We start from the raw sequence: 26,998 nt of genomic DNA on the forward strand, positions 1-26,998 counted from the left end.
CGGAAAGCGAAGCGCCGGCGCGCGGCTGTTCGCCTGGTTTTCTTCACCGATCAGAGCGGAACCGGAAGCTGTCCGCGCGCGGCTTCTCGACACCACTTTCGAGCGCAAATTCGCTGTCCTGTTCGGCACCATCAGTGTCCTGGTGCTGGCAGTCGGCGCCGCGGTCGTCACCGGCGACCGGTGGCCCTACGCCTGGATGGCGGCCGACCTCATTCTGTTTGCCGTCCGCTTCCTGCTGATGCGGGAATGTGAGCGGACCCGCAAGCGCGGGGGAACGGGGCCGCTGGCGGGCCTCATGGCCGCCGGTGGGTCATGGTCGTTGATTTTCGGCCTCGGCTGCTATGGCTGCGTCGTCAGCGGGGATATGGCGCTTGCCGTGCTGGCTGCCCTGAACGTCGCAGGCGTCGTCGGCGTGGTGTCATCGCGCAACGCAGCGACCCCGCGCTACGCCATATTCGTCATGCTGGCCGTAAGCCTGCCTTTCCTGGTTGGCGCGCTGTTATCTCCGGCGCCCGGAATGTCGATCGTCGGATTTCAAGTGCCTTTCTATGTGGCCGGCGTCATCATCGTGCTGCTTCAAAATCATGCGATCAACGCCCGCATGATCCGCGCCGAACTGGACAATCGCGATCTGGCGATCAAGGACGCGCTGACCGGCCTGCCAAACCGCATCTTCCTTCAGGAGAAACTGCGCGGCATGTGCAGCGAGCTTGCGACGCCGGCAGCAAACGGCGGCAGGCCGTTTGCCGTTCTCAGCATGGACCTCGACGGCTTCAAACACGTCAATGACCGCTTCGGCCACGCGGTCGGCGACATGCTGCTGCGCAAGGTAGCCGAACGATTGAAGCGCGCTTTCCGACCGGGGGATGTGGTCTTTCGCATCGGCGGTGACGAATTCGTGATCCTGCTGCCCGACACATCCGAGATCGAAGCCACCATGCTGGCAAAGCGGGCCATTGAGAAGATTTCGGTACCTTTCGACCTTGGCGTGGGCACCGCAATACGCATCGGGTTGAGCATTGGAAGTGCCTTCTCGCCTGCCGACGGCGGCGAGCCGGAACTTCTTCTCACCTGCTCCGATCACGCGCTATATGAAGCCAAACGCACCGGAAAGGGCCGTTACCGGGCGCACGTGCGGGCCGCGAACTGACCACAGCGATTATTGGGCCTTTGTCGCTCAGTCCATGCAATATCCCGTATCCCGCCTAAGTGCGTCGCGTCTGAAGCGACTCCTGCGACGCACTTTTAAGCCTTTGTTTGTTTTATGCGCATTTGCCCAAAACCGCTGCGCCCGCACGGGTCAAGCCCGAGGCCATGCCTTTTGGGCGACATGCATCAGGCCTGCGACAATACGCCATGAAAACCATAGTGTCGGCGGGATGGCTGGCCCTTATGTCTGGCCGTGACAGGCCTTGCGCTTTCGACTAACGCTTTTGCCCATGACGTTGCCGACCGATCCCGCTGGAAATCTCGCCGCCCTCATCTGCTGCCCCTCCGTGACACCCATCGAGGGCGGGGCACTGAGCACGCTGGAAACAATGCTGAAACCACTCGGCTTTTCCGTCGAGCGCCCGTTGTTCTCGGAGGACGGCACGCCCGATATCGAAAATCTCTATGCGCGGCGCTCCGGCAACGGTCCGCACCTGATGTTCGCCGGGCATACCGACGTGGTGCCGGTCGGCGACGAGACCTCATGGACGCATCCGCCTTTCGCTGCCGAGATCGCCAAGGGCGAGATGTTCGGTCGCGGTGCCGTCGACATGAAGGGGGGCATCGCCTGTTTCATCGCCGCCGTGGCGCGCCATCTCGAGTCGAAAGGCGGCCTGAAAGGCTCGGTCTCGCTGCTGATCACCGGCGACGAAGAAGGGCCGGCCATCAACGGCACGACAAAGCTGCTCGAATGGGCGGTCGCCAAGGGCGAAAAATGGGATGCGTCGATCGTCGGCGAGCCGACCAATCCCGATGCGCTGGGCGACATGATCAAGATCGGCCGGCGCGGCTCTTTGTCCGGCAGCATCATCGTCAACGGCCGCCAAGGCCACGCCGCCTACCCGCAGCTTGCCGACAATCCGGTGCGCGGCCTGATGACGCTGGTCGACGCCTTGCTGCAGCCAGTCTTCGACAAGGGCACCAAGGACTTCCAGCCGACCAATCTGGAGGTGACCTCGATCGACGTCGGCAATCCGGCCACCAATGTTATTCCGGCAAAGGCGACCGCCACCTTCAACATCCGCTTCAACGACACATGGACCGCCGAGACCATCCAGGCGGAAATCCACAACCGTCTCGACAAGGCGGCGAAGCGAAAGAAATACCGGGCCGGCAAGACGACGCCGGTCGATTACGAACTCGCCTGGCGCGACCGGCCGAGCCACGTCTTCCTCACCCGCGACGAGCGGCTGATCGAAGCACTGAGCGGTTCGGTCAAGGCGGTGATCGGCAGGAAGCCGGCGCTTTCCACCTCCGGCGGCACCTCCGACGCACGCTTCATCAAGGATTATTGTCCGGTGGTCGAGTTCGGGCTGGTCGGCAAGACCATGCACATGGTCGATGAACGCGTCGCACTTGCCGACCTCGAGACGCTGACGCAGATCTATCAGCGCTTCATCGAAGACTGGTTCGAGCAAGGCGCATCGTAATCATGCTTTCGTCGGATGAAACCTATGCTTCGCTCAACGGCGCCTGGCGACTGATGCTCGGCAAGGCCGATGGGCTGCGCCAGTTCGACCTTTCGGCCGACGGTTTCTGGAATTCCTTCTTCGCCATCGTCGTCGCGGCACCGGCGCTGATCGTCGGTTGGGTCGGCCTCGCCAACGAGATCGGCGATCCGAATGCATTCGCCGGACGCTTCAGCATGCTGATCCGTCTGGCGACAGTCGACATCGGCGTCTGGGTGTTGCCGCTTGTCGGCCTTGCCCTCGTCGCGCCGCGCGCCGGCATCGGCGGGCGCTTCGTCCACTATGTCGTCGCCAGCAACTGGGCGTCGGCGATCATCGCCTGGATGATGCTGCCAGCGGCGTTGATCAGGCTTTTCCTGCCGTCCACCAACGAGTTCGCCGTACTGGCGTCGCTGCTTTTGTTCGCGCTGTCGATGATCCTGACCTGGCGGATGACAAACGTCGCCATCGGCAGGGGCGCGGCTGTCGGCAGCGCTGTCTTCGCCGGAATGTTCGTGGCGTCGCTGGTCGTTCTGTTCGTGCTGCAGGCGCTGCTCGGCATCGTCGCGCCGAGCGGAACCGGCACTTGAAGCATCCAATTGAATTTGTCCGAATTCCCGGTGTGGTTTCGCTTGCTGACGTTGGCGCCGCCCCTCACCTGCCTGCCGGCTGCCCTCTCCCCGTATAGTGACGGGGAGAGGGCAGCTCTCATCAACGATTTTGCCAACCACAGACGTTGCAAGAAGGATGCTGCGGCTGCGGCAGCCTCTTCTCTCCGCACTATACGGGGAGAAGTGCCCAGCAGGGCGATGAGGGGCAGCGCCAACTCCCACAATTGGTTGAAGACGACGAGGACTGATTTTTACTCAGTCGTGAGCCGCCTGCGGGTAGTCCACACCGATAAGAAAAAGTCCGTCGGGCGGCGCCACCTGGCCACAGGCTGCACGGTCGCGCGCGTCGAGCGCCGCTTTCAGGTCGGCAATTGTCCAGCCGCCTTCGCCGACGCGCTTCAGCGAGCCGACCATCGAGCGCACCTGATTGTGCAGGAACGAGCGCGCCGAGGCTCGCACTTCGATCATGTCACCCAGCCGACTGACATCCAGCCGGTCGAGCGTCCGGACCGGGTTGTCGGCCTGGCACTGGGTCGATCGGAACGTGGTGAAATCATGCCGCCCCAGCAGCACCTTTGCCGCTTCGTGCATGGCCTCGGCGTCGAGCCGCTTCGGCACCCACCAGATCTTGCCCTTGTCGAGCGCCGCCGGCGCGCGCCGGTTGACGATGCGGTAGAGATAGTGGCGGCCGATCGCCGAGAAACGCGCATCGAAGCTAACCGGCACCACAGCCGCCTTGAGGATGGCGATGCGCGCCTTGGCCGTTTGCAGGTGGGCGTTGACGGCATCGCGCACCTTGTCATCAGGCCACGCCCTGACGAGATCGACATGCGCCACCTGACCGGTCGCATGGACGCCGGCATCGGTGCGGCCGGCGCCGCGCAGCGAGACCTGTTCGCCGCAGAATTTCTCGATCGCCTGTTCGATCGCCTGCTGCACCGAAGGCTGGTCTGCCTGGCGCTGCCAGCCGGCATAGAGGCTGCCGTCATATTCGATGTCGAGGCGAAAACGCGGCATTCCTAAGAAGGATGAGGTTAGGCGGCGAGCGCGGTGCCGAAAGCCGAAGCGTAGACCAGCTTGCCGGTCTCAGGCGCTTCGCCCCAGACCAGCGCCTGCAGCGCTTCGCCCTGGAACTCGCTTTCGAATTTTTCGGCGCGCGCGTGACTGTAGCCGAAGCGGCCATAATATGCGGGATCGCCAAGCACGACCGCCAGCACCTCGCCGGCATCCTTCAGGCGGATATGCGCCTCGCGGACCAGCGCACCGCCGATGCCGGTGCCATGGAATGACGGCTCGACCGCCAGAGGCGCCAGCGCCACCGCCGGAAAGCTCTTGCCGCCGTTCTGCACGTAAAGCCGCGAAAACAGAATATGGCCGACCACCTGTCCATCATCTTCCGCCACCAGTTCGACGACGGCATCGCCGCCGCTGACCAGCGCGTCGACCAGGCCGGCCTCCGCCTGCTGGCCGAATGCGTGTTCCTCGACCAGGCGGATCGCCTCGCGGTCCCGCGGCGTTGCCGCGCGTATCGACATCATGCTCATGAGAATTTCGTTCCTTTTTCGAGCTTGGCCCCGCGCAGAAACTCCTGCGCGGCAATGGGCCTTCCGCCCGCACGTTGAACTTCGACCAACCTGATCGCGCCTGACCCGCAGGCGACCGTCAGCCGGTCGTCGAGAATTCCTCCCGGCTCGCCGGCGCCTTGCGAAAGCGTCGAGCGAAGCAGTTTCAGCCGCTCCAGGCGGCCGGCAATTTCGATCTCGCACCATGCGCCGGGAAAGGGCGACAGGCCGCGAATATGATCGTGGACCTCGCCAGCAGGCCGCGTCCAGTCCACGCGCGTCTCCGCTTTATCGATCTTTTTGGCATAGGTCACCCCCTCCGTCGCTTGTGCGGTAAAAGTCAGGGCATCCCGTTCCAGACGAGCCAGCGCTTCCGCCATCAGCGCGGCGCCAATGTGCATCAGCCGATCATGCAGTTCGCCGGCCGTCATATTGGGGCCGATGGCGCATTTTTCGGCCATCGCCACCGGGCCGGTGTCCAGGCCCTCTTCCATCATCATCACCATCATGCCTGTCTCGGTATCGCCGGCCATGATGGCGCGCTGGATAGGGGCGGCGCCGCGCCAGCGTGGCAACAGCGACGCGTGACCATTGAGGCAGCCGAGCCGCGGCGCCTCGAGAATGGGTTTGGGCAACAGCAATCCATAGGCGACGACGACGGCGACATCGGCCCGCAAGGCGCGGAACGCCTGCTGCTCGGTCTCGTTCTTCAGCGACACCGGCGTCCGCACCTCGAGGCCCAGCCGCTCGGCCTCTCGCTGCACCGGCGACGGCGTCAGTTCCAGCCCGCGGCGACCGGCGGCGCGCGGCGGCTGAGTGTAGACGGCTCCAATCTCATGTCCGGCATCCGCGACCGCCCGCAGCGTCGGCACCGAGAATTCGGGCGTACCCATGAAGATGACGCGCAAGGGCATTTTGTTCCGGGTCCGGTCTTCGTCTGGCCGTTAAGTCGGCTCAGTCGAAGTCGCGAACTTTGCGGGTCGGCGACCGAAGTCGCGTTTCCTTTCTGCTTCGATTTCGTTCATGATCTTGGCGAATTCATCGCCAATTGCGTTTTCAGCAGCGAAAGTCGCGCGAATAGCGTCCCATGCCGAAAGACCCGGCTCCAGCCTGGCTTGCCTTTCGGCGACCATGCCTTCGCGCAGAAGAGCTATCGCCTTGCCCGACAGGCTCTGGCCGCTCTTACGCGCTGCCTGCTCGATTTCCCGCTTCAAGGGTTCGGGAATATTTCTGATCAGCATGTCGCTCATCGGCGTCTCCATTTCCTGATCTGGAACAGGGTAGAGGGGCGCTGTCCCGCCAACATCTTCGAAAGGTTCAGCATCAAACTGCGCGAGTATCGCCCTATCCCACTAACTTGCCCGGCGCCTTGCTGCCTGATGGTTTGTCCCTGGCGAGCTTCTTGAACTTCTTCACCACCATGTCGCGCTTCAGCTTCGAGATGTGGTCGATGAACAGAACGCCGTTGAGATGGTCGATTTCGTGCTGCAGGCAAGTCGCCATCAGCCCTTCGGCCTCGATCTCCTGCAGTTTGCCGTCGCGATCGAGATATTTCACCCGCACGGCGGCAGGGCGCTCGACCTCGGCATAGTAATCCGGGATCGACAGGCACCCCTCCTCGTAGACCGAGCGCTGATCGGCGCTCTCAAGAATCTCGGGATTGATGAAGACATGCGGCGCCGGCGGCTCGTCTTCCTTGGCGAGGTCGATCACCAGCATGCGCAGCGGTTCGCCGATCTGGATCGCCGCCAGACCAATGCCCGGCGCATCATACATCGTGTCCAGCATGTCATCGGCCAGTTTGCGCAAAGCGCCGTCGACGCGCTCGACCGGTTTCGAAACCTGGCGCAGGACGGGATCGGGAAGGATGATGAGCGGCTTGATCGACATGGCGTCTCACCTAAGACCTCGCACGAAAAGCGTCAACCGGGGCATTTGCAGCGGCGTTCACGTTTTGATCTGTGTCGTCAGGCCGAATCATCTATGCTGTCCGATATGAACGACCTGACCACCATCCTGTCCGAACCGATCGCCCGGCTCGGCGCCACCACGATCACGCTCGGCCACGCGCTGGCATTCGGCGCGGTCCTGTTCCTGGGCCTGTTCGTGGCGCTCGTCGTCGCGCTCTGGCGCTCGGCCAAGGCGCGTGCGGTGGCTGCCGCGGAAGCCGCCGACCACGCCCGCGACGCCGAGGCGCGGATGGCCGGCATCCTGGCAAGCCAGGCCGAGATGCAGGGCCGCATGGGCGCCATCGCCGAAGTGTTCGGGGCGCGGCAGGCCGAACTCACGCAGTCGATCGGCCAGCGTCTCGACGCGATGACCGGCCGTCTCGGCCAGACCATGACCGAGCAGACGAAATCGACGCATGAAAGCCTCGCCAAACTGCAGGAGCGGCTGGCGGTCATCGATACAGCGCAAGGCAACATCCAGTCGCTCGCTAGCCAGGTCGTGCAACTTCAGGCAATCCTCTCCAACAAACAGACGCGCGGCGCCTTCGGCCAGTCGCGCATGGAGGCGATTGTCGCCGACGGCCTGCCGCACGGCGCCTATGAATTCCAGGCGACCCTGTCGAACGGCAGCCGGCCCGACTGCCTGGTGAAGATGCCGAACGGCGCGCCCGCACTCGCCATCGACGCCAAGTTTCCGCTGGAAGCCTGGAATGCCATCCGTGCCGCCGAAGGCGTCGATTTGCAGAAGGTCGCCGCACAAGCGTTTCGGCGTGATATCGAGGTGCATGTCCGCGATATTTCCGACAAATACCTGATCCAAGGCGAGACGCAGGACACCGCCTTCATGTTCGTGCCGTCGGAATCGGTATTCGCCGAGATCCACGAGAATTTCGAGGGGATTGTCCACAAGGCGCACCGCGCCCGCATCGTCATCGTCTCGCCGTCGCTGCTGATGCTGTCGATTCAGGTCATCCAGGCGATTCTCAAGGACGCCCGCATGCGCGAGCAGGCGCATCTGATCCAGGGCGAAGTCATCCGGCTGATGGAGGATGTCTCGCGCCTCGACGAGCGGGTGCGCAAGCTGCAGAGCCATTTCGGCCAGTCGGCCAAGGATATCGACGATATTCTCGTCTCGACCTCGAAGGTGACCAAGCGCGGCCAGAAGATCGAGGCGCTGGAGTTCGGCGCGCAACCGGCGGAAGGCGACGTCGGATCGGCGGCCAACGCGAAGACCGAAGCGGGTGCGCGCGTCGCCGACTCCAAGACCGGCCAATTGAGGCTAAGGGTGGTCGAAGGAGACGACTGAGAGGCTACTGCTCCTCGACGATCATCGTGCCTTCGAACTCCGGCAGCCAAGGCAGCGCCGAGCGGTGCCAGATCTGTTTTCTCGGGATCAGTTGTTCGCGCTGCCGCGCCGTGCCGACCCTGATGCCATAGACTTTCGGCCCGTCGCCAACCGACGTGGCATAGAGGTGCGTACCGCACTCGCCGCAAAAGGCCTGGGCGCGCCTGGCGCCGCTCGCTGCGGTCTTGATGTAGATCTTCGGCGTGCCCTTGGTGATCCGGTAGCGCTCCTCCGGCGCCGGCACGGTCACCCGAAACGCTGTTCCGGTCAGCTGCTGGCAATCGATGCAGTGACAAATACTGGTCTTGTCCGGATCGACCTCCGCCTCGTAAGTGATGGCGCCGCAATGGCACCCGCCGTCGATTTTCATCTTCGCTCCTCCCTTCAGCGCGCCTCGACGCGTTGGAGCTTAACGGCGCACCGCGAAGCTCCACACAGGCATTCACAACGCGGCAAACCATCCGCTGGTTCAAGGCTGCTGCGCCGACGCCTCTTCGATGACTTCTTCCGTCCAGACCTTGAAACCGGCCAGCATACCCGGCCCGAAGATATGGGTCAGCGGCACATCGGCCGCGTCGCGGCCGGAGGCGATCAGGATGCGGCCGATGCGCGGCGCATTGTTGCGCGGATCGAAGGCATGCCAGCGACCGCCGAGGTAGACCTCCATCCAGGCGGCGAAGTCCATGTCCGACCAAGGTTTCGGCAGGCCGATGTCGCTGATGTAGCCGGTGCAATAGCGCGTCGGGATGTTCAAGGCGCGGCAGAAGGCGACGGCGAGATGGGCAAAGTCGCGGCAAACGCCGCTTTGCTCTCGATAGGCCTCTGCTGCCGTGCGCGTCGGCCGCGCGTTGCCGTAGTTGAAGATGATGTGGTTGTGGACGAAATCGCAGACCGCCTGCACGCGTGGAATACCGAGCGGTGAGTGGCCGAACAGCCGCCACGCCTCGTTCGCCAGCACGTCGCTCTCGCAGTAGCGGCTCGGCAGCAGGAACAGCAGCGTCTCCGACGGCAGGTCGCGCACCTCGTGCTGCCACGCCACCAGATCGCTCATCTCAAAACTTCCGGGATCGCGGATCACCGCGTCCGTGCCGAAGGTGAAGCGACCAGGCGGGGCGACAAGGCGGTTGCACCAATTGCCGAAACTGTCGCGGTAGCTCTCGATCGGCACCGGTGGGTTGGAAGTCAGGAAATCCGGCCGCTCGAGATCGGACGCGCGGGAATAGTGAACGTTGAGCATCGCGATCAGCGGCGTTTCCTGCGGAAAGTCGAAGCTCATCTCGCAGCCGATATGGATTCGCATTGTCGTCCTGACCGTCCTGCCGGATTACCACCCGGCGAAGGCACGGGCCGTTGCTGCAGTGCAAAAAAGATCATCGCACGGACCAGCGCGGTTTACGAGCGAATTAGAAACGGTTGACAGCCGACGGCTGGCGCCGGCGCCAGATTATGCCTCTTGCGGTCGGGCGTTTCTCTTGGGTCATTTCGCTTGCCACAATTGGAGGAAACGAATCATGGCTAAAGGTGCGATGAAGGCGGGCAAGGAAGCCCGCAAGCCGAAGAAGGACGCGAAGAAACCTGCCGCTGCCCCGACCCTGAAAGCGCCGCCCGTCAAGGCGACCAAACTCAAGGACAAGTAGGCCTCGGCGTTTCGGCGCAGTCATGACCGACGGCATTCCAGGACCATCGACATTCAGCGACTGGTCCTGAAATGCTGTCGGCGCTGCTGTTGATTGGGCATTTCTAAATCAATGCCGCGAAGACGACTTCGCGCTTTCCGAAAAGACCGGGACGACCCGCAGTCCAATGGAGCGTTCCGATGTCGTGGATTCTTCTCTTCTTCGCTGGCCTGTTCGAGATCGGCTGGGCGATCGGCCTCAAATACACTGACGGTTTTTCGAAGCCGCTTCCGACCGTCCTGACGGTTGCCTCGATGGTCGTCAGTCTCGCCTTGCTCGGACTGGCGCTGAAGACGCTGCCGGTCGGCACGGCTTACGCGGTGTGGACCGGCATCGGCACCGTCGGCACGGCGCTGCTTGGCATCTGGCTGCTCGGTGAGCCTGCGACCGCGATCAGGCTGGCCTGCATCGCACTCATCGTCTGCGGCATCATGGGATTGAAACTCGCGGCGTAAAGCGCGTGCGTCTGAAGGGACTCATGCGACGCGCTTTACGCTCTTTTTTTATGCATGTCGTCGTCCCAAAACCGCTGCGCACTTTTGGGCGACATGCATTAGTTCTTGCTGCAAGGCAGCAGCACAAACGCCTTCAGGGCCGCTGCAAGGCGGCCCTGAATTTGATTGGTGAATCGCGCTTGGAGCGCTAGCGAGCGGAAAAGCCCGGAGGCGTCCGGCCGGTGCGCTGCTTGCGCGCCGCATAGCGCGCGTCGCGCTTGGCTTTGCGCTCGGCCTCGTCGGCAAGCAAACGAGCGATGCGCTCGTTCTCTTCGGCTTCCCGGATCTTCGCTTCCGCCTGCGCCGCTTCTTCCGCAGCAATCCGCGCGGCTTCTGCAGCAGCTTCGCGCTCGGCCTTTTCGGCCGCTTCGCGCGCCAGCTTCTCCTGCTTCAGCCTGGCCTTTTCGGCCTCGCGTATCGCACGGGCTTCGAGGATCGCCTTGCGTTCGGCCTGTCGTGCCAGCACCGCTGGATCGTCCGCTGCCGGCTTTGCCTTGAAGCGCTCGAGAAGCGCCTTCTTTGCCTCGTTTGCGGCATTGCGCCGCTCGAAAACGTCTTTTTCCCTATAGATAGCCAAGTCCACTTCCCTGGAGTCAATTTGCGACGCTTACATACGCGTGAAAACCCAGAGTTCAAGCGCCAAAACGGTATGCCAGCCATGAAATTCTGAGCTGTTGCAGTCGGGAGACGCCTTTTCGGCTGAAACGGACATGCACTGTTCACCATCCGACCCTCTGGCGACGCGGCGGGCTGGTCGCTACCTGTAGCGCGAAAAACAAAACACCAGAACAAAACACCAGGATGACAGATGATGGAACTCGGTCTCTACACCTTCGCCGACGTCAGCCCAGAATCAGGCCCAGGCGCCATCGGTGCGCATGAGCGGCTGCGCAACCTGATCGAGGAGATCGAGCTGGCCGACCAGGTCGGCCTCGACGTGTTTGGGTTGGGCGAGCATCACCGTCCCGATTATGCGGCTTCAGCGCCGATCGTAGCCCTGGCCGCAGCCGCCGAACGCACCCGGCGCATAAAGCTGACCAGCGCGGTCACTGTGCTATCCTCCGACGACCCGGTCCGTGTCTTCCAGCAGTTTGCAACGCTCGACCTTCTATCCAGCGGCCGGGCCGAGATCATGGCTGGGCGCGGCTCGTTCATCGAATCCTTTCCGCTGTTCGGCTACAATCTTGAGGACTATGACGAGCTCTTTGCCGAAAAGCTCGATCTGCTGCTTGCCGTCCGCGATCATGTCAAGGTGAGCTGGTCGGGCAGGCTGCGCGCTCCGATCAACGATCGCGGCGTCTACCCCCGCCCGTTCCAGGACAGATTGCCGATCTGGATCGCGATCGGCGGCACGCCGCAATCCGCCGCGCGGGCCGGTGCGCTCGGCCTGCCGCTGGCGCTGGCCATCATCGGCGGCGAGCCGGCGCGGTTCGCGCCGCTGTTCGATATTTACAGGGAAGCGGCCAAACGGGCTGGCAACGATCCGGCTGGTCTGGCCACCAGCCTCAACGTGCCGCCAAGATCATGAAGGCGATCGAACTCTACGGCACCAAGGTGGCACCGATCGTGCGCAAGGAAACGGCGAAGGCGATCCCCGCCGTTGCCGCGCCGGCCGCCTGACTCGCCGGCCAGGTAGGGCCTAAGGTCATCGTCAGCACCGGCTAACGCATCGGCCGAAAATCGGAATCGATTTTCGGGCCGATGGTAAATTCAAAGCGTTAGAGCGTACTTTGAGCGTCCGAGTGGACGCACGTCGCTCCAACGGAACCTTGAAGCCGCAAAGGCGTTTCCGCCAACAGCGTACACCAATCGCAGTGTGCCGCCGAGGGCCAGAATGAAAGCCGAACCCGCCGCTTCGGGCGCTGCCGAGAGCCCCGATCCGCGCGTCGAGGCGCGTGCGGACATGCACCTGATACGTTCGCTGCTAGTCGGCATCTTCATCCTTATGGCGATCTACGCGCTCTCCTTCGCCCGTGCCTTCTTCATGCCGGTCATCCTGGCTTTCCTGCTGGCGCTGACGCTGACGCCGATCGTCCGCTTCCTGCGCAAACACGGCATGCCCGATGTGATAGCGGCGACACTGCTGGTGGTGCTGTCGGTCAGCATCCTTGCCGTGGCCGGCTATCTGCTCAGCGGCCCGGTCATCGACCTCATCAACAACACCTCGGTGATTGGCCAGCAGCTGACCGAACGTCTCGCGCAACTGCGGCGTCCTTTCGAAAGGATCATGGAGATTTCGCGGCAGATAGAGGGACTGACGCAGACCTCCCAAGGGCCGGGCGTCCAGAGGGTAGCCATGGCGCAATCGGGCATCCTCTCGCAAGCCGCCGGCAATTTGCTGTCGGCGGGCACCAGCCTCATCATCGTCTTCGTCCTGTCGCTGTTCCTGCTCGCCTCCGGCACGATGTTTTATGAGAAGATCGTCGAATCCTTCCCCAGTCTCAGCGAAAAGAAGCGGGCACTGCGCGTCGTCTATGACGTCGAGCGTGAAATCTCGCACTATCTGCTTACCGTCGCCGTCATCAATACATGCCTGGGCGTGATCATCGGACTCGGCCTCTGGGCACTCGGCATGCCCAACCCGCAAGTCTGGGGCGCAGCAGCGGCTCTGCTCAATTTCCTGCCCTATATCGGGGCGCTGATTACCATCACGCTGGTCACGATCATCGCGCTGATCAGCTTCGACAGCATCTCCTACGCGCTGCTGGCGCCTGCCTTCGTGCTGTTGTGCGATACCGTCGAAGGCCAATTCGTGACGCCGACGGTGGTCGGCCGCCGCCTAGAGATCAATGCCGTGGCGATCCTCATCGCCATTGCTTTCTGGTCCTGGCTGTGGGGTCTCGTCGGCGCGCTGATGGCGGTGCCGCTGCTGGTCGTCATCAAGGTGTTCTGCGACCATTTCGACGGCCTCAGCCATGTCGGCAATTTCCTGGCGGCGCAACATACGGCGGTTGAGGACGAAGAGATTTCAGAAACCGACACGGCTGCGGGCGTATGATCCGAGAAGCGGGATAAGCTGCGGCAGGGAACCGTGGATTGTAAAATCCAGAGCGCCCCTTTTTGCTTGGGTGGACTCATGGGCGTCAGTTCAATTTTTTGAATTTGCGGCCATCGCGGTCGGTTCCTACATCCCTCCCGTCCACAGGATCCTCGCCGCCCATGACCGCTCTTTCCGTTCTCGACCTGTCGCCGATCGTCGAAGGCAGCAACGCTTCGCAATCGCTCGCCAATTCGCTCGATCTCGCCCGCCATGCCGAGCGGCTGGGATACAGGCGCTATTGGCTGGCCGAGCATCACAATATGCCGGGCATCGCCAGCGCCGCCACCTCCGTCGTCATTGCCCATGTCGCCGGCGGCACCACAACGATACGCGTCGGCGCCGGCGGCATCATGCTGCCGAACCATTCGCCGCTGGTCATCGCCGAGCAGTTCGGCACGCTTAACGCGTTGCACCCGGGCCGCATCGATCTCGGCCTCGGCCGAGCGCCGGGCACCGACATGGGCACGGCGCGTGCGCTGCGCCGCAACCTCGAGGCCGGCGCCGACAGTTTTCCGCAGGATGTCGTCGAACTGATGGGCTATTTCCAGCCGGTCGAAGACGGTCAGCGTATCCGCGCCGTGCCCGGCGAGGGCGAGCAGGTGCCGATCTGGATTTTGGGCTCGAGCCTCTATGGCGCGCAGCTCGCAGCCATGCTCGGCCTGCCCTACGCCTTCGCCTCGCATTTCGCGCCGGCCGAACTCGACCACGCGCTGGAGATCTATCGCTCGCGCTTCCAGCCGTCGAAACAGCTCGACAAGCCCTATGTCATGCTCGGCCTCAACGTGTTCGCTGCACCCTCCGACGCCCAGGCGCGGCTGTTGTTCACCTCGCTGCAGCAGGCCTTCGTCAATCTGCGCACAGGCCGGCCCGGCCGCTTGCCGCCGCCGGTCGACGGATATGAGCGCGACCTCGACCCGATGGCCAAAACCATGCTCGACCAGGCGCTGTCCTGCGCCGTCGTCGGCGCCCCGGAAACGGTCAGGCAAGGCATCGAAGCGTTCGTGCAGCGCACCGGCGCCGACGAGCTGATGGTTACCGCGCAGATTTTCGACCACGCAGCGCGGGTGCGATCCTTCGAGATCCTGGCCAACGTCCACAAATCGCTGTCGGAAGCGGCCTGACTTTTTTGCGACGCTGCGAAGGCGCGTTAGGCGCTGACGCTTTGTGCGATCGCCCCCAGCGGCGCGCCAAGGGGCCGGCATGAATTGCGGATCATCAGGCGTCCCTTGAGCGTCAGCTTGCGCGGCGGCGCGTCCCTGTTTCCGGCTAGGCGGTCGAGCAACAGATTGGCCGCCTGCTCGCCGATCGCCTTGACCGGTTGTGCGACCGTGGTCAGTTGCGGCTGGAACACGTCCGACCACGGAAAATCGTCGAAGCAGGCAACCGAAATGTCCTCGGGGCAAGACAGCCCGATATCGCGGATCGCTTTCATGGTGCCGATCACCATCGGGTTGTTGGCCGAGAAGATCGCGCTCGGGCGGTCGTGCAGCGAAAGCAGCTGCATCGTCGCGTTGTAGCCGTCGACTTCATGGAAATTGCCGAAGCGGACAAGCTCGCTCTCGACCGGCAGGCCGGCAGCCTGGAGCGCCTCGCGATATCCCGTCATGCGGTCATGCATGGGCGAGATGTCGAACGATCCGGAGATGTAGCCGATCCGCCGGTGGCCGAGATCGATCAGATGAGTGATGGCGTCGAACACCGCGCGCTGGTTGTCGAGAACGACGGTGTCGGTATCGACGCCTTCGCAAACGCGGTCGAGCAGCACCACCGGCACGTTGGCGTCGTCGACAATTCTCTTCAGGATCGCGCCGTCGCCGACGCGCGCAACGATCAGTCCGTCGACCATTCGGTCGAGCAGCAGCCTGATCTGGTCGTCCTGCGTGTTCAGGTCCTCGTCCGTGCAGCACAGCATGACCGCATAGCCGGCGCGGTCGAATGCCTGCTGGATGACCGAAACGACATCGGTGAAGAACGGATTGGTGATGTGGGGAACGGTAAGCCCGATGGTGCGGGTCGTGCCCATCTTCAGGCTGCGGGCGATCGCGTTGCGCTTGTAGCCGATGTCGCGGATCGCCTGTTCGATGCGCTGGCTGAGCTCGGGACTGACGGTCGCGGTACCGTTGATCAGCGCCGAGACGGTGGCAACCGAAACACGCGCCGCTTCAGCCACGTGCAGCATGGTCGGGGCCGTGGACTTTCGCTGCTTTTTTCGCCCTGACGCCATCATTTTCGAAACGTTTCATCGCCCTCTGGCTGCAATACCTACGGAATCCTGCGGATTTGTGCAAGAATTGAAATGGATCAATCCCGCCTCATCAGATAGCGACTTGACATGTTCGAAACGTTTAGATTAGCGTTTGAGATGTTCGACGACGACGGAAGGGAGGCCGTTCTTGTCATGGAGCATGGCAATTCCATCACGTCCGGAGATGATGCGGCCGCCGCCGGCGGCTCGGCGGTCGTTCTGAGCGCCGAGCACATCTCCAAGACCTTCGGTGGCATCGCCGCACTTGTCGATGTCGGCTTCGAGCTGCGGCGCGGCGAGATCCATGCGCTGATGGGGGAAAACGGCGCCGGCAAGTCGACGCTGATGAAAATCCTCTCCGGCATCTATACGGATTACGACGGAACGGTGAACGTCGATGCCCATCCGGTGCGTTTCGCCGGGGTCCGCGACGCCGAGCATGCCGGCATCGCCATCATCCACCAGGAGCTCAATCTCGTCCCCGAGCTCTGCGTTGCCGATAATATCTTCCTGGGGCGCGAGAAGCTGATCGCCGGACTTATCGTCGACCGCAAGGCAAGCAGCCATGCCGCCGGCGGCCTGCTGCAGAGGCTCGGCATCGAGCTCAACCCGGAAGCGCGGGTCGGCAGCCTGCGCGTCGGCGAGCAGCAGCTGGTCGAGATCGCCAAGGCACTGTCGATGTCGGCGCGCATCCTGATCATGGACGAGCCGACCTCCGCGCTTTCGCCGGCAGAATGCCAGAGGCTGTTCCGGATCATCCGCCAGCTCGCCGACAACGGCGTGGCGATCGTCTACATCTCGCACCGCATCGACGAGGTCATGCATCTGGCCAGCCGGGTCACCGTGTTTCGCGATGGACGCCGCGTGCTGACCGAGGCGATGGCAAAGCTCGACGAAGATACCATCATATCGGCGATGGTCGGGCGCAACCTGCTTGCCTCTTCCCAGGAAGAGCGTGGTCCCAGCGGCAAGGTCGTTCTCTCCGTAGGCGGCCTATCGCTGTCGAAACCAGACCGCCACGGCTGGCGCACCGCGCTCGACGGCGTCGCCTTCGATCTTGCCGAAGGCGAAATTCTGGGGATAGGCGGACTGCTCGGCTCGGGACGCACCGAAATCCTGGAGACCATCTTCGGCTCCAGCGGCGGCCGCGCCGGCGGCGAAATCCGGCTCGACGGCGAGCCGGTGGAAATCCGTTCGCCGCGCGACGCCCGCCGGCTCGGCATCGCCCTGGTGACGGAGGACCGCAAGACGCAGGGCCTGCATCTTCAGGCGTCGATCACCGACAATGTCGCGCTGCCGCTGGTCGGCACGCTGGCGCGGTTCGGGCTTCGCTCGCGGGCCGCCGAGCAAGGCCTGGCGCGGCAGGCGGTCAAGGCGCTCGGCATTCGCTGCGGGACCATCGAGCAGCCGGCCGGCACCCTGTCCGGCGGCAACCAGCAGAAGGTCGTCATCGGCAAGTGGCTGGCGACGCAGCCGCGGGTGCTGCTGCTGGACGAGCCGACACGCGGCATCGATGTCGGTGCCAAGCGGGAGATCTACGACCTCATCTTCAAGCTGGCGCGAGACGGGCTCGCCATCGCCGTCATCAGCTCGGAATTGCCGGAGCTGCTGCTTCTTTCCGATCGCATCCTGGTCATGGCCGATGGTCGCCAGACGGGGATCCTGTCGCGCGCGCAAGCCAGCGAGGAGGCCATCATGCGGCTCGCGGCGCCACGCCGGACCATGACGAGACCCGCAGCATGAGCATCTTGAACATCCTGTCGCGGACGAAGCTCTATTGGGGCCTGATCGCCATCTTCCTGATCGGCGTGCTGGGCTCGCCGATCAGCTCCAAGGGCAACAACATCTTCCTGTCCTACGGCAATCTGCTCGATGTGCTGCGCCAGGTGTCGACCACCGGCCTGATCGCCACCGGCATGACGGCGGTGATCATCACCGGCGGCATCGATCTTTCCGTCGGCTCGCTGATGGCGATCTGCACCGTGGTCTGCGCCATGCTGCTGACGGTTCCGGGCGTCACGCCGGCGGTGGTGCTGGGGGTGCCGACAGTTGCCGTAGTCGCCCTTTGCCTCGGCATCCTGGTCACCCGCTTCATCTTCCTGAACATCGAAAAATCGCGCGCCGGCCCGCAGGCCACCCACGCCATCAGGCTGGACAGCGTTCGTGGGCTGGTCACGCCCGGCATTGTCGGGGTGATCCTCTGCAGTCTCGTGCTGTGGTACCTGCTGCCGCAGGTCGGCTCGAAATTCGGCGTGCTCGGCGTGCTACTGGTGGCGCCTTGCGTCGGCCTGCTGTTTGGCGCGCTCAACGGCGTCATCATCGTTGCCGGGCGGCTGCAGCCTTTCATCGTCACGCTGGCGATGATGGTGACGGCGCTCGGCATCGCCCGGCTGACCGCCGGCCAGAACAATGCGGTGCTGCCGGTCTACACCGGGTCGAACGCCACCGCCGATTTCGAAATCCTGCGCTCGCTGGTGTTCGGCGTGATCCCGATGCCGGGCCTGTTCTTCCTCGGAGCGATCCTGATCTACGGCGCGGTGCTGCGCTTCACCCCGTTCGGCCGCTATGTCTACGCCATCGGCGGCAATGAAGAGGCGGCGCGGCTGTCCGGCATCGCCGCCGGCCGCGTCAAGATCGCCACCTACGCCGTGTCCGGGCTGCTGGCCGGCGTGGCGGCGGTGCTCTATGTCGCGCAATACAGGCAAGGCAAGCCGGATGCCGGCGCCGGGCTGGAGCTCGATGCCATCGCCGCCGTGGTCATCGGCGGCACCAGCCTGATGGGCGGTCGCGGCAGCCTTATCGGCACATTCTGCGGCGTGCTGATCTTCGGACTGCTCTCGAACATCCTGCAATTGCACAACATCAATTCGAACCTTCAGCTCGTGCTGAAGGGGATGATCATCATCGGCACCGTGCTCGTCCAGGAGCGCAATGCCGTTGATCTTCTCTTCTATCTGCGCCTGCCTGGTGGACGAACGGCGCACAAGGAAACGACCGCAGCAAAGCGGCCGTCAAAAGAGACCCCGTCTCTAAATCTTGGAGGAAACAAGAAATGAAACGACGTGAATTGCTGAAGCTTGCCGCTGTCACCGCGGCACTGCTGACCACGACCGCGCTTTTGGCCAGCGGCAACGCCTACGCGCAGGACAAGAAGTGGAAGATCGGCTTCTCGCAGGTGACGACCATCGAGCCCTGGCGCGCCCAGTTCAACAAGGACATCCTGGCTGAGGCCGCCAAGCATCCGGAAGTCGAGCTGATCGTCACCGACGGCGAGGACAAGACGGAAAAGCAGGTCGCCGATGTCGAAAACCTGATCCGCCAGGAAGTCGATGCGCTGCTGGTGTCGCCGAAGGAATCGGCGGGGTTGACCGGTGTCGTGCAGCAGGCGATCGACGCCAAGATCCCGGTCTTCGTGCTCGACCGCAACGTCGAGACCAAGGACTACACGCAGTTCGTCGGCGGCGACAACAAGCTGATCGGCCGGGCTGCCGGTGAATACGCCGTCGAATTGCTCGGCGGCAAGGGCAAGGCATCAGGCAATGTCGTCGAGATCTGGGGCGGCATGGGCACCCAGCCGGCACATGACCGCCATGACGGCTTCCATGAATTCACCGACAAGGAGCCGGGCATAAAATATTTGCTCGACCAACAGTCGGGCGACTGGAAGCAGGACCAGGCCTACAACATCATGGCCACGGCACTGCGCAACAACGAGAAGATCGACCTCGTCTATGGTCACAACGATCCGATGGCCTACGGCGCCTATCTTGCCGCCAAGGATGTCGGCCGCGAGAAGGACATCAAGTTCATCGGCATCGACGGCCTGCCTAATGAAGGCGTGCAGCTTGTTGCCAATGGCGAGCTGACGGCAACGTTCACCTATGTGACGCCGGGCGCCGAAGGGCTGCGGCAGGCGATCAAGTTCCTGAACGGCGAGAAGGTCGAAAAGACCATCACGCTGCCGACGCAGAAGATCACCAAGGAAAATGCCGCGGAGATTCTGAAGGAGCACGGGCTCTGAGGCGTGTCGCCGGTGAGGGCGCTTGAGGGACGCGGCATGGCGCTGCCCCTCATCCGCCTGCAGTCCCCTTCTCCCCGTATAGTGACGGGGAGAAGGGGACTGCCGCAGGGCCGGCACCCTTTTTGATCAAGGCCGCGCTCACGCCAGCTTGGCCAAAAGCCTCATGAAAATGGCGGCCTCCTTGGCCGAAAGCGGCGCCAGCGTTTCCTCGGTGATCTCGCGGGCGATCGGGATCAGCCGCTCGACGGCATTTCGGCCTTCAGCGGTCAGATTGACCAGCAGGCGCCTTTTGTCGACCTCATGCTTGGAAAGCTCGACCAGGCCGCGCGCCTTGAGCCGGTCGATGACACCTTTCACCGTCGCCGCGTCCATGGCGATCAGGCTGCCAAGCTGGTTCTGCGAGGTCTCGCCGACATCGTGCAACTTGGCCAGGGCGGCGAATTGCGGCGGCGTCAGGTCGGCGATGTGCGCGGCGAAGATCGAGACATGGCGCTGGTGCGCCTTCCGCAGGATGAAGCCGACCTGCTCCTGCAGGCGGTAATCGTTCTCGTCGGGCTCCTCGGCCCCGACCAGCTTGAGCTTGATGTCTTCGGCGCTCACCGCAGTCCGTCCCATGCCTTGATGTCCTTTGCCGCGAGACCGCCCATGCGGTCGTGCACGCGCGGGCCGCAGGTCATGGCGAGGCAGAACAGGATCTCGTCGGGACGAGGCCCGTCGCTGATGCCGACCTCCATGGCATCGAAATGACTGCGCACATAGGCGGCGTTGATATGGCCGAGCGGCACGTCGAGCCGCGCGCCGAAGGCGCCGACCTTCTTTGCCGACGGCACGATCGCCTTGGCGTCGCCGAGCCGCTCGCGCATGGCATAGCCGCCAGGCACATGCCACAGCGCGCCATGCTCCAGTTCGCCGGCGATACCGACGATGGCGCCCTTGCCGTAGCCGTCGATCTGTTTCACGTCGCCGCCCAATGCGGCGATCAGTTTGTCCGAGAGCAGCAGCCCGAGCGGCTTCAGATCGTCCATGGCGCTCTGCAGGTCTTCCACGTAGCGGCCGGCGAATGGGTTGTTCACCACCGCCATGGCGGCGGCGCGGCGGCGCGGCACCTTCGCCACCGGCCCGCCCTCATGAAATATCTCCTCGGTCAGCACCGCAATCTTGCGGATCGCAAACTCAGGCATGGGCAATTTCCTTCCTCGATTTCTCGTTGGGCGCAACGAGCGCCATGGGACCGGCGATCCGTGCCTGACCGGCAAGGAACAGCGCTGAAGCGGCAATCAGGCCATGTCGCCGAATATCTTCGGCGATAGCGAGCCCGCTATCCAGCGCCTTACCGATTTCGCTGGAGGAAAGCGCGCCGACGGCCTGGGTGACCAGGCGATCGCCAAGGTCGCTGTCGGGCGCCAGATCGCGCGCCGGCATGCGCTCGATGGCGCCATGACCGGGCAGGTCGACGGCGTTGGCGATCAGGGTCGCGGCGGCATCGGCTTCAGCACCGGTCCGCGCCAGTACGGTAACAGCGTCGGCGATGCCGAGCGAAAAGGAACGGCCGCGCCAGCCGCTGGTCGCGATGCCGCGGATCCCGTCTTCGGCAGGGATCGTGATACGGCCTGCCAGTTCATGACCTGTCCCGGCAATGGCAAGCGTCATGGACCGGCCATTGCCGAGATGGATCGCGCTGTCGCCGCCATTGTTGACATAGGCGCGATCGAGCCGGCGACCGGCCAGCAGCGCGCCAAGCATTTCGTCGGCTACCGAACCGGCGACCGCAGCCATCGGCGTGATGAATTGTTTCGCCAGCGGAACAACCGCCGCTTCCATGCGTCGCGCCGTCGGGCCAGCGAAAGCACGTGGTCGCGACGAGGCCGGGCGGCGCAGTTCCGGCAGTTCGTCGACGAGCTCCTGCAGGATTGTTTGAAACCGCGCCACCGCCTGGCCATAGGCGGCGCGGCGTTCGTCCGCATCGCCAAATGCCTCGACGATCAGGTCGATCGGGCCATGATTGAGATGCAGCCGCCTGCCGTCCTCAAGCCAATGCGCCTGCGGGCCGTTCATCACTACTTTGCCCCGTCTGCCGCTGCGCGCCGCAACTGCGCCAGCGGCGGCCATGGATTGCTGGCCGGCGCAGACGTGCCGCGGCGCGGGTTGAGATACTCGCCGCCTTTGGCGAGAATGTCGTCAACGCTGCGGATCTCGGCTTCGTAGCCGCCGAGCCTGATATAATCGTCGCGGCGCAGGGTGAACTCGATCGGCGCCACCAGCGCCGGCGTCGGCACATAGCCGAAGGCGCCTTCCGGCACGCGGGTGACGTCGACCATCAGCGTGATGCCGCCGCCCGGCCAGACATAGACCGGCGCGCCGCCGACCGTCACATACGTCGTCAGGCCCTGCACCGAGCGGGTCAGATTGACCGGGTTCTCGGTGACGCCGGCACGCAGCGAGCCGCCGGCGCCGCCGACGAACAGCACGGTGCACAGCGCCGGCTCGCAATTGTCCTCGATCAGGCCGACGGATTTCTGCAGCCGCTCGGGGAACGGTTTCTGCACCGGCTTCAAGGCGTCGTCGAGCTCGTAATAGGCGAACTGCTCGCCGGTGGTCGAGACCATCAGCAGCGACAGGCCGGGATGTGCGCCCTTCTTCGCGTTCCACTCACCAAGGATCGACAGCGGGTCGGAAATGCTGGTGCCGCCCCAGCCGAGGCCGGGCTCCGACACCTTGAAATAGCGGCCCGGCGTCGAACGGCGGCCGATGATTTTTATGCCGGTATCCTGCCAGCCGAGCACCTTGCCTGCCTGATGCTCGGAAACGACGCCGGTGATGTGGTCGTCGACCACCACCACCTCGTCGACCAGGCCGCGCCACTGGGTGGCGAACATGCCGATGGTGGCAGAGCCGCAGCCGACGCGCATCCGCTGCTCGAGCTTGCCGTCGATGACCGGCGGCTTGCCGGCTTCGACGATGACCACAGCGCCGCCGTCGATGGTGAGCTCGACCGGCTTGCGGTTGCATAGATGGAGCAGCGCATCGCAGGTGGCGCGACCTTCGGCCTTGGATCCGCCGGTCAGATGATGCACGCCGCCCAGCGACAGCATCTGCGAGCCATATTCGCCTGTCGTGACATGGCCGATCGCCTCGCCCGCCGCGCGGACCGTCGCCGTTTCGGGGCCGATATGCCGGTCGGTGTCGATCTTCACCTTGACGCCGCAGTAGGAGAAGATGCCCTCGGTGACGACGGTGACGAGATCGACGCCTTCGACCTCCTGGCTGACGATGAAAGGCGCCGGCTTGTAGTCGGGATAGGTGGTGCCGGCGCCGATCGCGGTGACGAAGCGGCGGCCGGTGTTGACCAGTTCGCCGTCCCATTCTTCGCCCTCGGCGACAAACGGCACGACAGCGCCGCCGGTCTCGGTCGCGTGGTCGAGGATGGTCAGCGGATCCATCCGCACGATCCTGCCGCCGACATTGCCGTAACGATCACAGGCGCCGGTGCGGCCATCTGCTATGTAGCACATGACCGGGCAGGCATCGCAGCGGATCTTTTCCGCCACCTGCTTCTCGCCGGGATCATGCGTCTCGAAGCGTTCGGCAAGCTCGCTCATCGGCGTGCCTCCTTGTCGCGTATCGCGGCGCGGATTCGGGTCGGCGTCGCCGGAATTTTGCTGACCAGGACACCGGTGGCATGACGGATGGCATTGAGGATCGCCGGAGCCGTCGGGATCAGCACATGCTCGCCCAGCCCCTTGGCGCCAAAGGGTCCTTCCGGATCCGGAACTTCGATCAGGATGGTCTCGATCGGCGGCACGTCGCCGATCGTCGGGATCAGGTAGTCGTGCAGATTCTCGGTGCGGCCGGGGATGTATTCCTCCATCAGCGCCATGCCGATGCCTTGCGCGATGCCGCCCTCGATCTGGCCTTCGGCGAGCAGCGGATTGATCGCCTTGCCGACATCATGCGCGGCGGTGATCTTGATCAGCTTGACCGTGCCGAGCTTGAGGTCGACCTCCAGTTCGGCGATCTGCGCGCCGTAGCCATAGACGGCGTAAGGCTTGCCCTGGCCCCTGGCGTCGAGCGGCAGGGTCGGCGGGTCATAGCTTTCCTCAGCGCGAAAGACCAAGCCGTCGGCATCGGCCTTCAGCGTGGACAAATCGATATGCCGTGTCGCTTCGCCCTCGCGGATGACCAGGCTTGCGCCATCGAGAGCGATCGCCGCTTTTTCCGACACATTGGCGAAGCGCAGCATCGTCTCGCGCAAGGCGCGACCGGCTTTTTCGGCGGCCTTGCCGGTCACGAAGGTCTGGCGCGAGGCCGACGTCTTGCCGGCGTCCGGCGTGATCGCCGTGTCGGCGCTTTTCAAGCGGAATTTTTCGAGCGGCAGGCCGACCGCGTCGGCGCAGATCTGGGCAATGACCGTGTTCGAACCTTGCCCGATATCGACCGCGCCCTGATGCAGGACGACATCGCCTTCAGCCGAGATGCCGACCCTGATGGTCGACGGATTGGGCAGGGAGGTGTTGCCGCAGCCGTACCAGCAGGAGGCGACACCGACGCCGCGTTTCCTGCTGTCATTGGCACTGTTGAACCCATCGGCATCGACAAGCGCACGCATCCAATGCGGGCGCAGCGCTTCGAGGCAGTCGGCGATGCCGACGCCCGATTCCAGCCTCTGGCCGGTGACCGTTTCGGATCCGTTACGAAGGCAGTTTTTCACACGAAAATCGAGCCGATCCAGCCCAAGCTTTGCGGCAAGTTCGTCATAGAGCGTCTCCTGCATGATCGTCGCCTGCGGCACGCCGAAACCGCGGAAGGCACCGGAGATCGGGCCATTCGTGTGGATGGCGCGGCCTTCGGCCCGATAATTCGGGGTCGCATAGGGACCGGAGGCATGCACCGGCACGCGGTTGGCGACGGTCGGTCCCCAACTCGCATAGGCGCCGGTGTTGAAATCGCCTGCGAAGACCATGCCGGTGACGCGACCATCGGCATCGGCGCCGATCATCGCCGTCATCTCGGCGGGATGACGCTTGGTGGTCGAGATCATCGAATCATGACGGGTATAGGCGAGCGCTGCCGGCCGCCCGGTCTTCATCGCGACCAGACCGATCAGCGGCTGCAACGAAACGTCAAGTTTGGAGCCGAAGCCGCCGCCGGTGGCGGTCGGTACGATCCGCACCTTGTCGACGGCAAGGCCAAGCACTTTTGCCACGTCGTCGCGGTCCATATAGGGCGCCTGCGTGCAGGCGACGACGACCAGCGTGTCCCCGTCCATATAGGCATAGCCGGCCTCGGGCTCGATATAGGCATGTTCGACATAGGACGTGTCGATGGCGCCGGAAACAGTGAAGGCGGCGCCGGCAAGGGCGGCGTCGGGGTCACCACGCTCGACAAAGCCCGATGTGAGCAGGTTTGCCGGCCGGTTGTCGTGGATCAGCCGCACGCCGCCGGCTTGCGCCTCGCAAGGCTGCAGGACATGCGGCAACTCGGTCCATCGAACAGGAAAATCCGCAAGATCGAGATCGAGGATGGCCTCGCGCTCGCCGGCAACCAGCGCCACCGCCTCGCCACGAAAGCGCGAAAAATTTTCGGCCAGCGCTGGCTGGTCGGCAAAAGGTGCAATGACGCCGAAGCAGTTCCTTCCCGGAATATCGGCAGCGGTGAAGACGCCGACGATGCCGGGATGGACTTTCACCCAGGCGTCGAGATCGCCGAAGGCGAAGCGGGCGTGATAATGCGGCGAGCGGACCACCAGCACCGCCAGCGCTTCGGCCGGGAAAGAATCGCCGCCGAATCTTTCGCCGCCGGTGACTTTCGGCAGGCCGTCGAGGCGAATTGGAGAGGAGCCGACGGCGTGGCCTGAGATTGGCATTCTGCGGTCAAGATCGAGAGAACGGGTCGCCAGCGCAGAAACTTGTCCTTTCTCCCCGTCACTATACGGGGAGAAGGTGCCGGCAGGCGGATGAGGGGCAGCGCCGTCGGTCGAAAATTCGCTCGCGAACCGTCCAGCATCCATCACCGCAGCTATGATCTTGCGATAGCCGGTGCAGCGGCAGAGGACGCCGCCCAAGGCATCCTGGGTTTCGGCCTCGGTTGGATTGGGGTTGCTGTCCAGAAGCGCTGTCGCCGCGATGAGCAGGCCGGGTGTGCAGATGCCGCATTGCGCCGCGCCATGGTCGAGGAACGAGGCCTGCAGCGCCGACAATCTGCCGTTGGCGAGACCCTCGACCGTGGTCACCACGGTGCCAGCGGCAGAAGCCGCAGACATCAGGCAGGCGCAGACAGGTTCGCCGTCGACAAGCACCGTGCAGGCGCCGCAGTCGCCGGCGTCGCAGCCGACCTTGGTGCCGGTCAGCCGCAATTCGTCACGCAGCACCGAAGAGAGACGGCGAACCGGCGGCACGCAGACAGAGACGGCGGCGCCGTTGACCTCGAAGGCGATGTCGGCGCGCTCCATGCCCATGCCAGGCTGAGCTCCGCTCATGCCAGGCTGAGCTCCGCTCATGCCAGGCTGAGTTTTGGTCATGCCAGGTTGAGCTTGGCTCATGCCGCCGCTACCTTCTCGACCGACGCGTGACCCGCGGCACCGAGAACGGCGCGGGCGACAATCTCGCGCGCGGCGTCCAGCCGGTATTCGGCGCTGCCGCGCACGTCGTCGATCGGCGAAAGCTCGTCCATCGGTGCGGACTGGATCGCAGCGACGAGAGCGTCGTTGACCGGGAGGCCGCGCAAGGCTGCTTCGACACTTGCAAGACGCCTGGCGACCGCCGAACAGGAGCCGACGGCGAGGGCGGCGTTGGCGACGATGCCATCCTCAATGGTCAAGCGAGCCGCCGCCATGGCTATCGAAATGACGAGATAGCGGCGCGCGCCGAGTTTTTCGAAAACCGACGTGCCGGTGGCCGCTTCTTTCGGCACGCGGATGGCGGTGACCATTTCGCCCGGCTGCAGTTCCGTGCGGCGGTTCCCCAGGATGAATTTTTCCAGCGGCAGATGGCGGACCATCGCCACCGCGCGCAGTTCGACCTCGGCGTCGAGGACGAGCAGCGCCGGCACGCCGTCGGCCGCCGGGGAGGCGTTGCAGAGATTGCCGGCGATGGAGGCGACGTTCTGGATCTGGACGGAGCCGACTTCCCGCGCCGCCTGCTTCAGCGCGTCGAAGGCCGCCGGCAGCGGATGACGGACAAGATCGGTCCAGGTCGTGCGCGCGCCGATGCGCCAATGGCTGTCGGTCTCAGCAATACCGCGCAGCGTCGCCAGGCCGTTGATATCGAGGACATTGTCGCGGAAAGGCTTGGCTCCTTGTGCCGGATAGAAATCGGTGCCGCCGGCAAGGATGCGCCACGGAGCCTCGCCAAGCAAAGCGAGCGCCTCGTCGATCGTGGTGGGTTTCGCGTAACGGATCAC

At 64.0% G+C, this 26,998-nt stretch carries 26 protein-coding genes and 1 pseudogene; 12 read left to right on the forward strand and 15 right to left on the reverse strand.

Going from position 1 to position 26,998, the window contains the following annotated elements:
- Nucleotides 1-142 precede the first annotated feature (142 nt).
- From AC0L2V_RS20060 to AC0L2V_RS20070, 3 genes are all read left to right on the forward strand, one after another.
- Nucleotides 143-1,150 carry a diguanylate cyclase domain-containing protein gene (locus tag AC0L2V_RS20060; protein ID WP_473495110.1) on the forward strand — a complete coding sequence of 336 codons (1,008 nt, stop codon included), beginning with the start codon at nucleotides 143-145 and terminating at the stop codon, nucleotides 1,148-1,150.
- 289 nt (nucleotides 1,151-1,439) lie between these two features.
- On the forward strand, nucleotides 1,440-2,639 hold the full coding sequence (dapE, locus tag AC0L2V_RS20065) for a succinyl-diaminopimelate desuccinylase (protein ID WP_473495111.1): 1,200 nt from the start codon (nucleotides 1,440-1,442) through the stop codon (nucleotides 2,637-2,639).
- 2 nt (nucleotides 2,640-2,641) lie between these two features.
- Complete coding sequence (locus AC0L2V_RS20070) at nucleotides 2,642-3,247, forward strand: hypothetical protein (RefSeq protein ID WP_023801567.1); 606 nt, start codon at nucleotides 2,642-2,644, stop codon at nucleotides 3,245-3,247.
- Nucleotides 3,248-3,523: 276 nt separating this feature from the next.
- Here the strand turns inward: AC0L2V_RS20070 and truA are convergent, their stop codons facing one another.
- From truA to def, 5 genes are all read right to left on the reverse strand, one after another.
- A complete protein-coding gene (truA, locus tag AC0L2V_RS20075) occupies nucleotides 3,524-4,285 on the reverse strand; it encodes a tRNA pseudouridine(38-40) synthase TruA (RefSeq protein ID WP_473507922.1) in 762 nt (253 codons plus the stop codon).
- 17 nt (nucleotides 4,286-4,302) lie between these two features.
- Nucleotides 4,303-4,812, reverse strand: coding sequence for a GNAT family N-acetyltransferase (locus AC0L2V_RS20080; protein WP_473495113.1), 510 nt, complete (start codon nucleotides 4,810-4,812; stop codon nucleotides 4,303-4,305).
- Entirely contained in the window at nucleotides 4,809-5,744 is a 936-nt protein-coding gene (fmt, locus tag AC0L2V_RS20085; RefSeq protein WP_473495114.1) for a methionyl-tRNA formyltransferase, read from the reverse strand. Before fmt ends, AC0L2V_RS20080 begins: the two co-directional genes overlap by 4 nt.
- 30 nt (nucleotides 5,745-5,774) lie before the next feature.
- Nucleotides 5,775-6,080, reverse strand: coding sequence for a hypothetical protein (locus AC0L2V_RS20090; protein WP_023801563.1), 306 nt, complete (start codon nucleotides 6,078-6,080; stop codon nucleotides 5,775-5,777).
- 94 nt (nucleotides 6,081-6,174) lie between these two features.
- Nucleotides 6,175-6,720 (reverse strand): peptide deformylase, encoded by a 546-nt coding sequence (gene def, locus AC0L2V_RS20095; RefSeq protein WP_128170220.1) that lies wholly within the window; start codon nucleotides 6,718-6,720, stop codon nucleotides 6,175-6,177.
- A gap of 105 nt (nucleotides 6,721-6,825) precedes the next feature.
- Here def and AC0L2V_RS20100 point away from each other — a divergent pair, with 105 nt between their 5' ends.
- Nucleotides 6,826-8,085: a DNA recombination protein RmuC gene (locus tag AC0L2V_RS20100; RefSeq protein WP_473507924.1), complete on the forward strand. Its 1,260-nt coding sequence runs from the start codon at nucleotides 6,826-6,828 to the stop codon at nucleotides 8,083-8,085.
- Nucleotides 8,086-8,089: 4 nt separating this feature from the next.
- Here AC0L2V_RS20100 and AC0L2V_RS20105 read toward each other — a convergent pair whose 3' ends face one another.
- On the reverse strand, nucleotides 8,090-8,494 hold the full coding sequence (locus tag AC0L2V_RS20105) for a GFA family protein (RefSeq protein WP_091596532.1): 405 nt from the start codon (nucleotides 8,492-8,494) through the stop codon (nucleotides 8,090-8,092).
- Between the two features lie 99 nt (nucleotides 8,495-8,593).
- Nucleotides 8,594-9,424, reverse strand: coding sequence for a transglutaminase-like domain-containing protein (locus tag AC0L2V_RS20110; protein WP_473507925.1), 831 nt, complete (start codon nucleotides 9,422-9,424; stop codon nucleotides 8,594-8,596).
- 211 nt (nucleotides 9,425-9,635) lie between these two features.
- Here AC0L2V_RS20110 and AC0L2V_RS20115 point away from each other — a divergent pair, with 211 nt between their 5' ends.
- Together AC0L2V_RS20115 and sugE are read left to right on the forward strand one after the other, a co-directional pair.
- Nucleotides 9,636-9,761 (forward strand): hypothetical protein, encoded by a 126-nt coding sequence (locus tag AC0L2V_RS20115; RefSeq protein ID WP_023801558.1) that lies wholly within the window; start codon nucleotides 9,636-9,638, stop codon nucleotides 9,759-9,761.
- A gap of 179 nt (nucleotides 9,762-9,940) precedes the next feature.
- Complete coding sequence (gene sugE / locus AC0L2V_RS20120; RefSeq protein WP_091596354.1) at nucleotides 9,941-10,255, forward strand: quaternary ammonium compound efflux SMR transporter SugE; 315 nt, start codon at nucleotides 9,941-9,943, stop codon at nucleotides 10,253-10,255.
- Between the two features lie 187 nt (nucleotides 10,256-10,442).
- Here sugE and AC0L2V_RS20125 read toward each other — a convergent pair whose 3' ends face one another.
- Complete coding sequence (locus AC0L2V_RS20125) at nucleotides 10,443-10,871, reverse strand: DUF6481 family protein (RefSeq protein ID WP_023801556.1); 429 nt, start codon at nucleotides 10,869-10,871, stop codon at nucleotides 10,443-10,445.
- 234 nt (nucleotides 10,872-11,105) lie between these two features.
- Between AC0L2V_RS20125 and AC0L2V_RS20130 the strand changes: the two are divergent.
- From AC0L2V_RS20130 to AC0L2V_RS20140, 3 genes and pseudogenes are all read left to right on the forward strand, one after another.
- A pseudogene (locus AC0L2V_RS20130) lies at nucleotides 11,106-11,807 on the forward strand (LLM class flavin-dependent oxidoreductase); the annotation flags it as partial.
- A 321-nt stretch (nucleotides 11,808-12,128) separates the two neighbouring features.
- Entirely contained in the window at nucleotides 12,129-13,292 is a 1,164-nt protein-coding gene (locus AC0L2V_RS20135; RefSeq protein WP_473507926.1) for an AI-2E family transporter, read from the forward strand.
- A 161-nt stretch (nucleotides 13,293-13,453) separates the two neighbouring features.
- A complete protein-coding gene (locus AC0L2V_RS20140; RefSeq protein ID WP_473520972.1) occupies nucleotides 13,454-14,455 on the forward strand; it encodes an LLM class flavin-dependent oxidoreductase in 1,002 nt (333 codons plus the stop codon).
- A 26-nt stretch (nucleotides 14,456-14,481) separates the two neighbouring features.
- Here AC0L2V_RS20140 and AC0L2V_RS20145 read toward each other — a convergent pair whose 3' ends face one another.
- On the reverse strand, nucleotides 14,482-15,513 hold the full coding sequence (locus AC0L2V_RS20145) for a LacI family DNA-binding transcriptional regulator (RefSeq protein WP_287246847.1): 1,032 nt from the start codon (nucleotides 15,511-15,513) through the stop codon (nucleotides 14,482-14,484).
- A gap of 219 nt (nucleotides 15,514-15,732) precedes the next feature.
- Here AC0L2V_RS20145 and AC0L2V_RS20150 point away from each other — a divergent pair, with 219 nt between their 5' ends.
- The 3 genes from AC0L2V_RS20150 to AC0L2V_RS20160 are packed head-to-tail and all read left to right on the forward strand — an operon-like array spanning nucleotide 15,733 to nucleotide 19,600.
- Entirely contained in the window at nucleotides 15,733-17,322 is a 1,590-nt protein-coding gene (locus AC0L2V_RS20150; RefSeq protein WP_473508075.1) for a sugar ABC transporter ATP-binding protein, read from the forward strand.
- Nucleotides 17,319-18,635, forward strand: a complete 1,317-nt coding sequence (locus AC0L2V_RS20155; RefSeq protein ID WP_473507928.1) for an ABC transporter permease — start codon at nucleotides 17,319-17,321, stop codon at nucleotides 18,633-18,635. Before AC0L2V_RS20150 ends, AC0L2V_RS20155 begins: the two co-directional genes overlap by 4 nt.
- The gene (locus AC0L2V_RS20160; RefSeq protein WP_473507929.1) at nucleotides 18,632-19,600 is read left to right on the forward strand and encodes a substrate-binding domain-containing protein; all 969 of its coding nucleotides are present in this window, start codon (nucleotides 18,632-18,634) and stop codon (nucleotides 19,598-19,600) included. Before AC0L2V_RS20155 ends, AC0L2V_RS20160 begins: the two co-directional genes overlap by 4 nt.
- A gap of 138 nt (nucleotides 19,601-19,738) precedes the next feature.
- On the opposite strand, the gene AC0L2V_RS20165 is transcribed toward AC0L2V_RS20160, so the two are convergent.
- The 6 genes from AC0L2V_RS20165 to AC0L2V_RS20190 are packed head-to-tail and all read right to left on the reverse strand — an operon-like array spanning nucleotide 19,739 to nucleotide 26,998.
- On the reverse strand, nucleotides 19,739-20,200 hold the full coding sequence (locus AC0L2V_RS20165; protein WP_473508076.1) for a MarR family winged helix-turn-helix transcriptional regulator: 462 nt from the start codon (nucleotides 20,198-20,200) through the stop codon (nucleotides 19,739-19,741).
- Nucleotides 20,197-20,781 (reverse strand): amino acid synthesis family protein, encoded by a 585-nt coding sequence (locus tag AC0L2V_RS20170; RefSeq protein WP_023801548.1) that lies wholly within the window; start codon nucleotides 20,779-20,781, stop codon nucleotides 20,197-20,199. The genes AC0L2V_RS20165 and AC0L2V_RS20170 overlap by 4 nt, the downstream gene beginning before the upstream one ends.
- Nucleotides 20,774-21,655, reverse strand: coding sequence for a UPF0280 family protein (locus AC0L2V_RS20175; RefSeq protein ID WP_473520973.1), 882 nt, complete (start codon nucleotides 21,653-21,655; stop codon nucleotides 20,774-20,776). The genes AC0L2V_RS20170 and AC0L2V_RS20175 overlap by 8 nt, the downstream gene beginning before the upstream one ends.
- Before the next feature lie 2 nt (nucleotides 21,656-21,657).
- Nucleotides 21,658-23,199: a 6-hydroxynicotinate reductase gene (locus AC0L2V_RS20180; RefSeq protein ID WP_473507931.1), complete on the reverse strand. Its 1,542-nt coding sequence runs from the start codon at nucleotides 23,197-23,199 to the stop codon at nucleotides 21,658-21,660.
- The gene (locus tag AC0L2V_RS20185) at nucleotides 23,196-26,075 is read right to left on the reverse strand and encodes a molybdopterin-dependent oxidoreductase (RefSeq protein ID WP_473507932.1); all 2,880 of its coding nucleotides are present in this window, start codon (nucleotides 26,073-26,075) and stop codon (nucleotides 23,196-23,198) included. Before AC0L2V_RS20185 ends, AC0L2V_RS20180 begins: the two co-directional genes overlap by 4 nt.
- Nucleotides 26,076-26,134: 59 nt before the next feature.
- On the reverse strand, nucleotides 26,135-26,998 hold the full coding sequence (locus AC0L2V_RS20190) for an FAD binding domain-containing protein (protein WP_473507933.1): 864 nt from the start codon (nucleotides 26,996-26,998) through the stop codon (nucleotides 26,135-26,137).

The sequence above is a fragment of the Mesorhizobium sp. WSM4814 genome, from assembly GCF_055811595.1.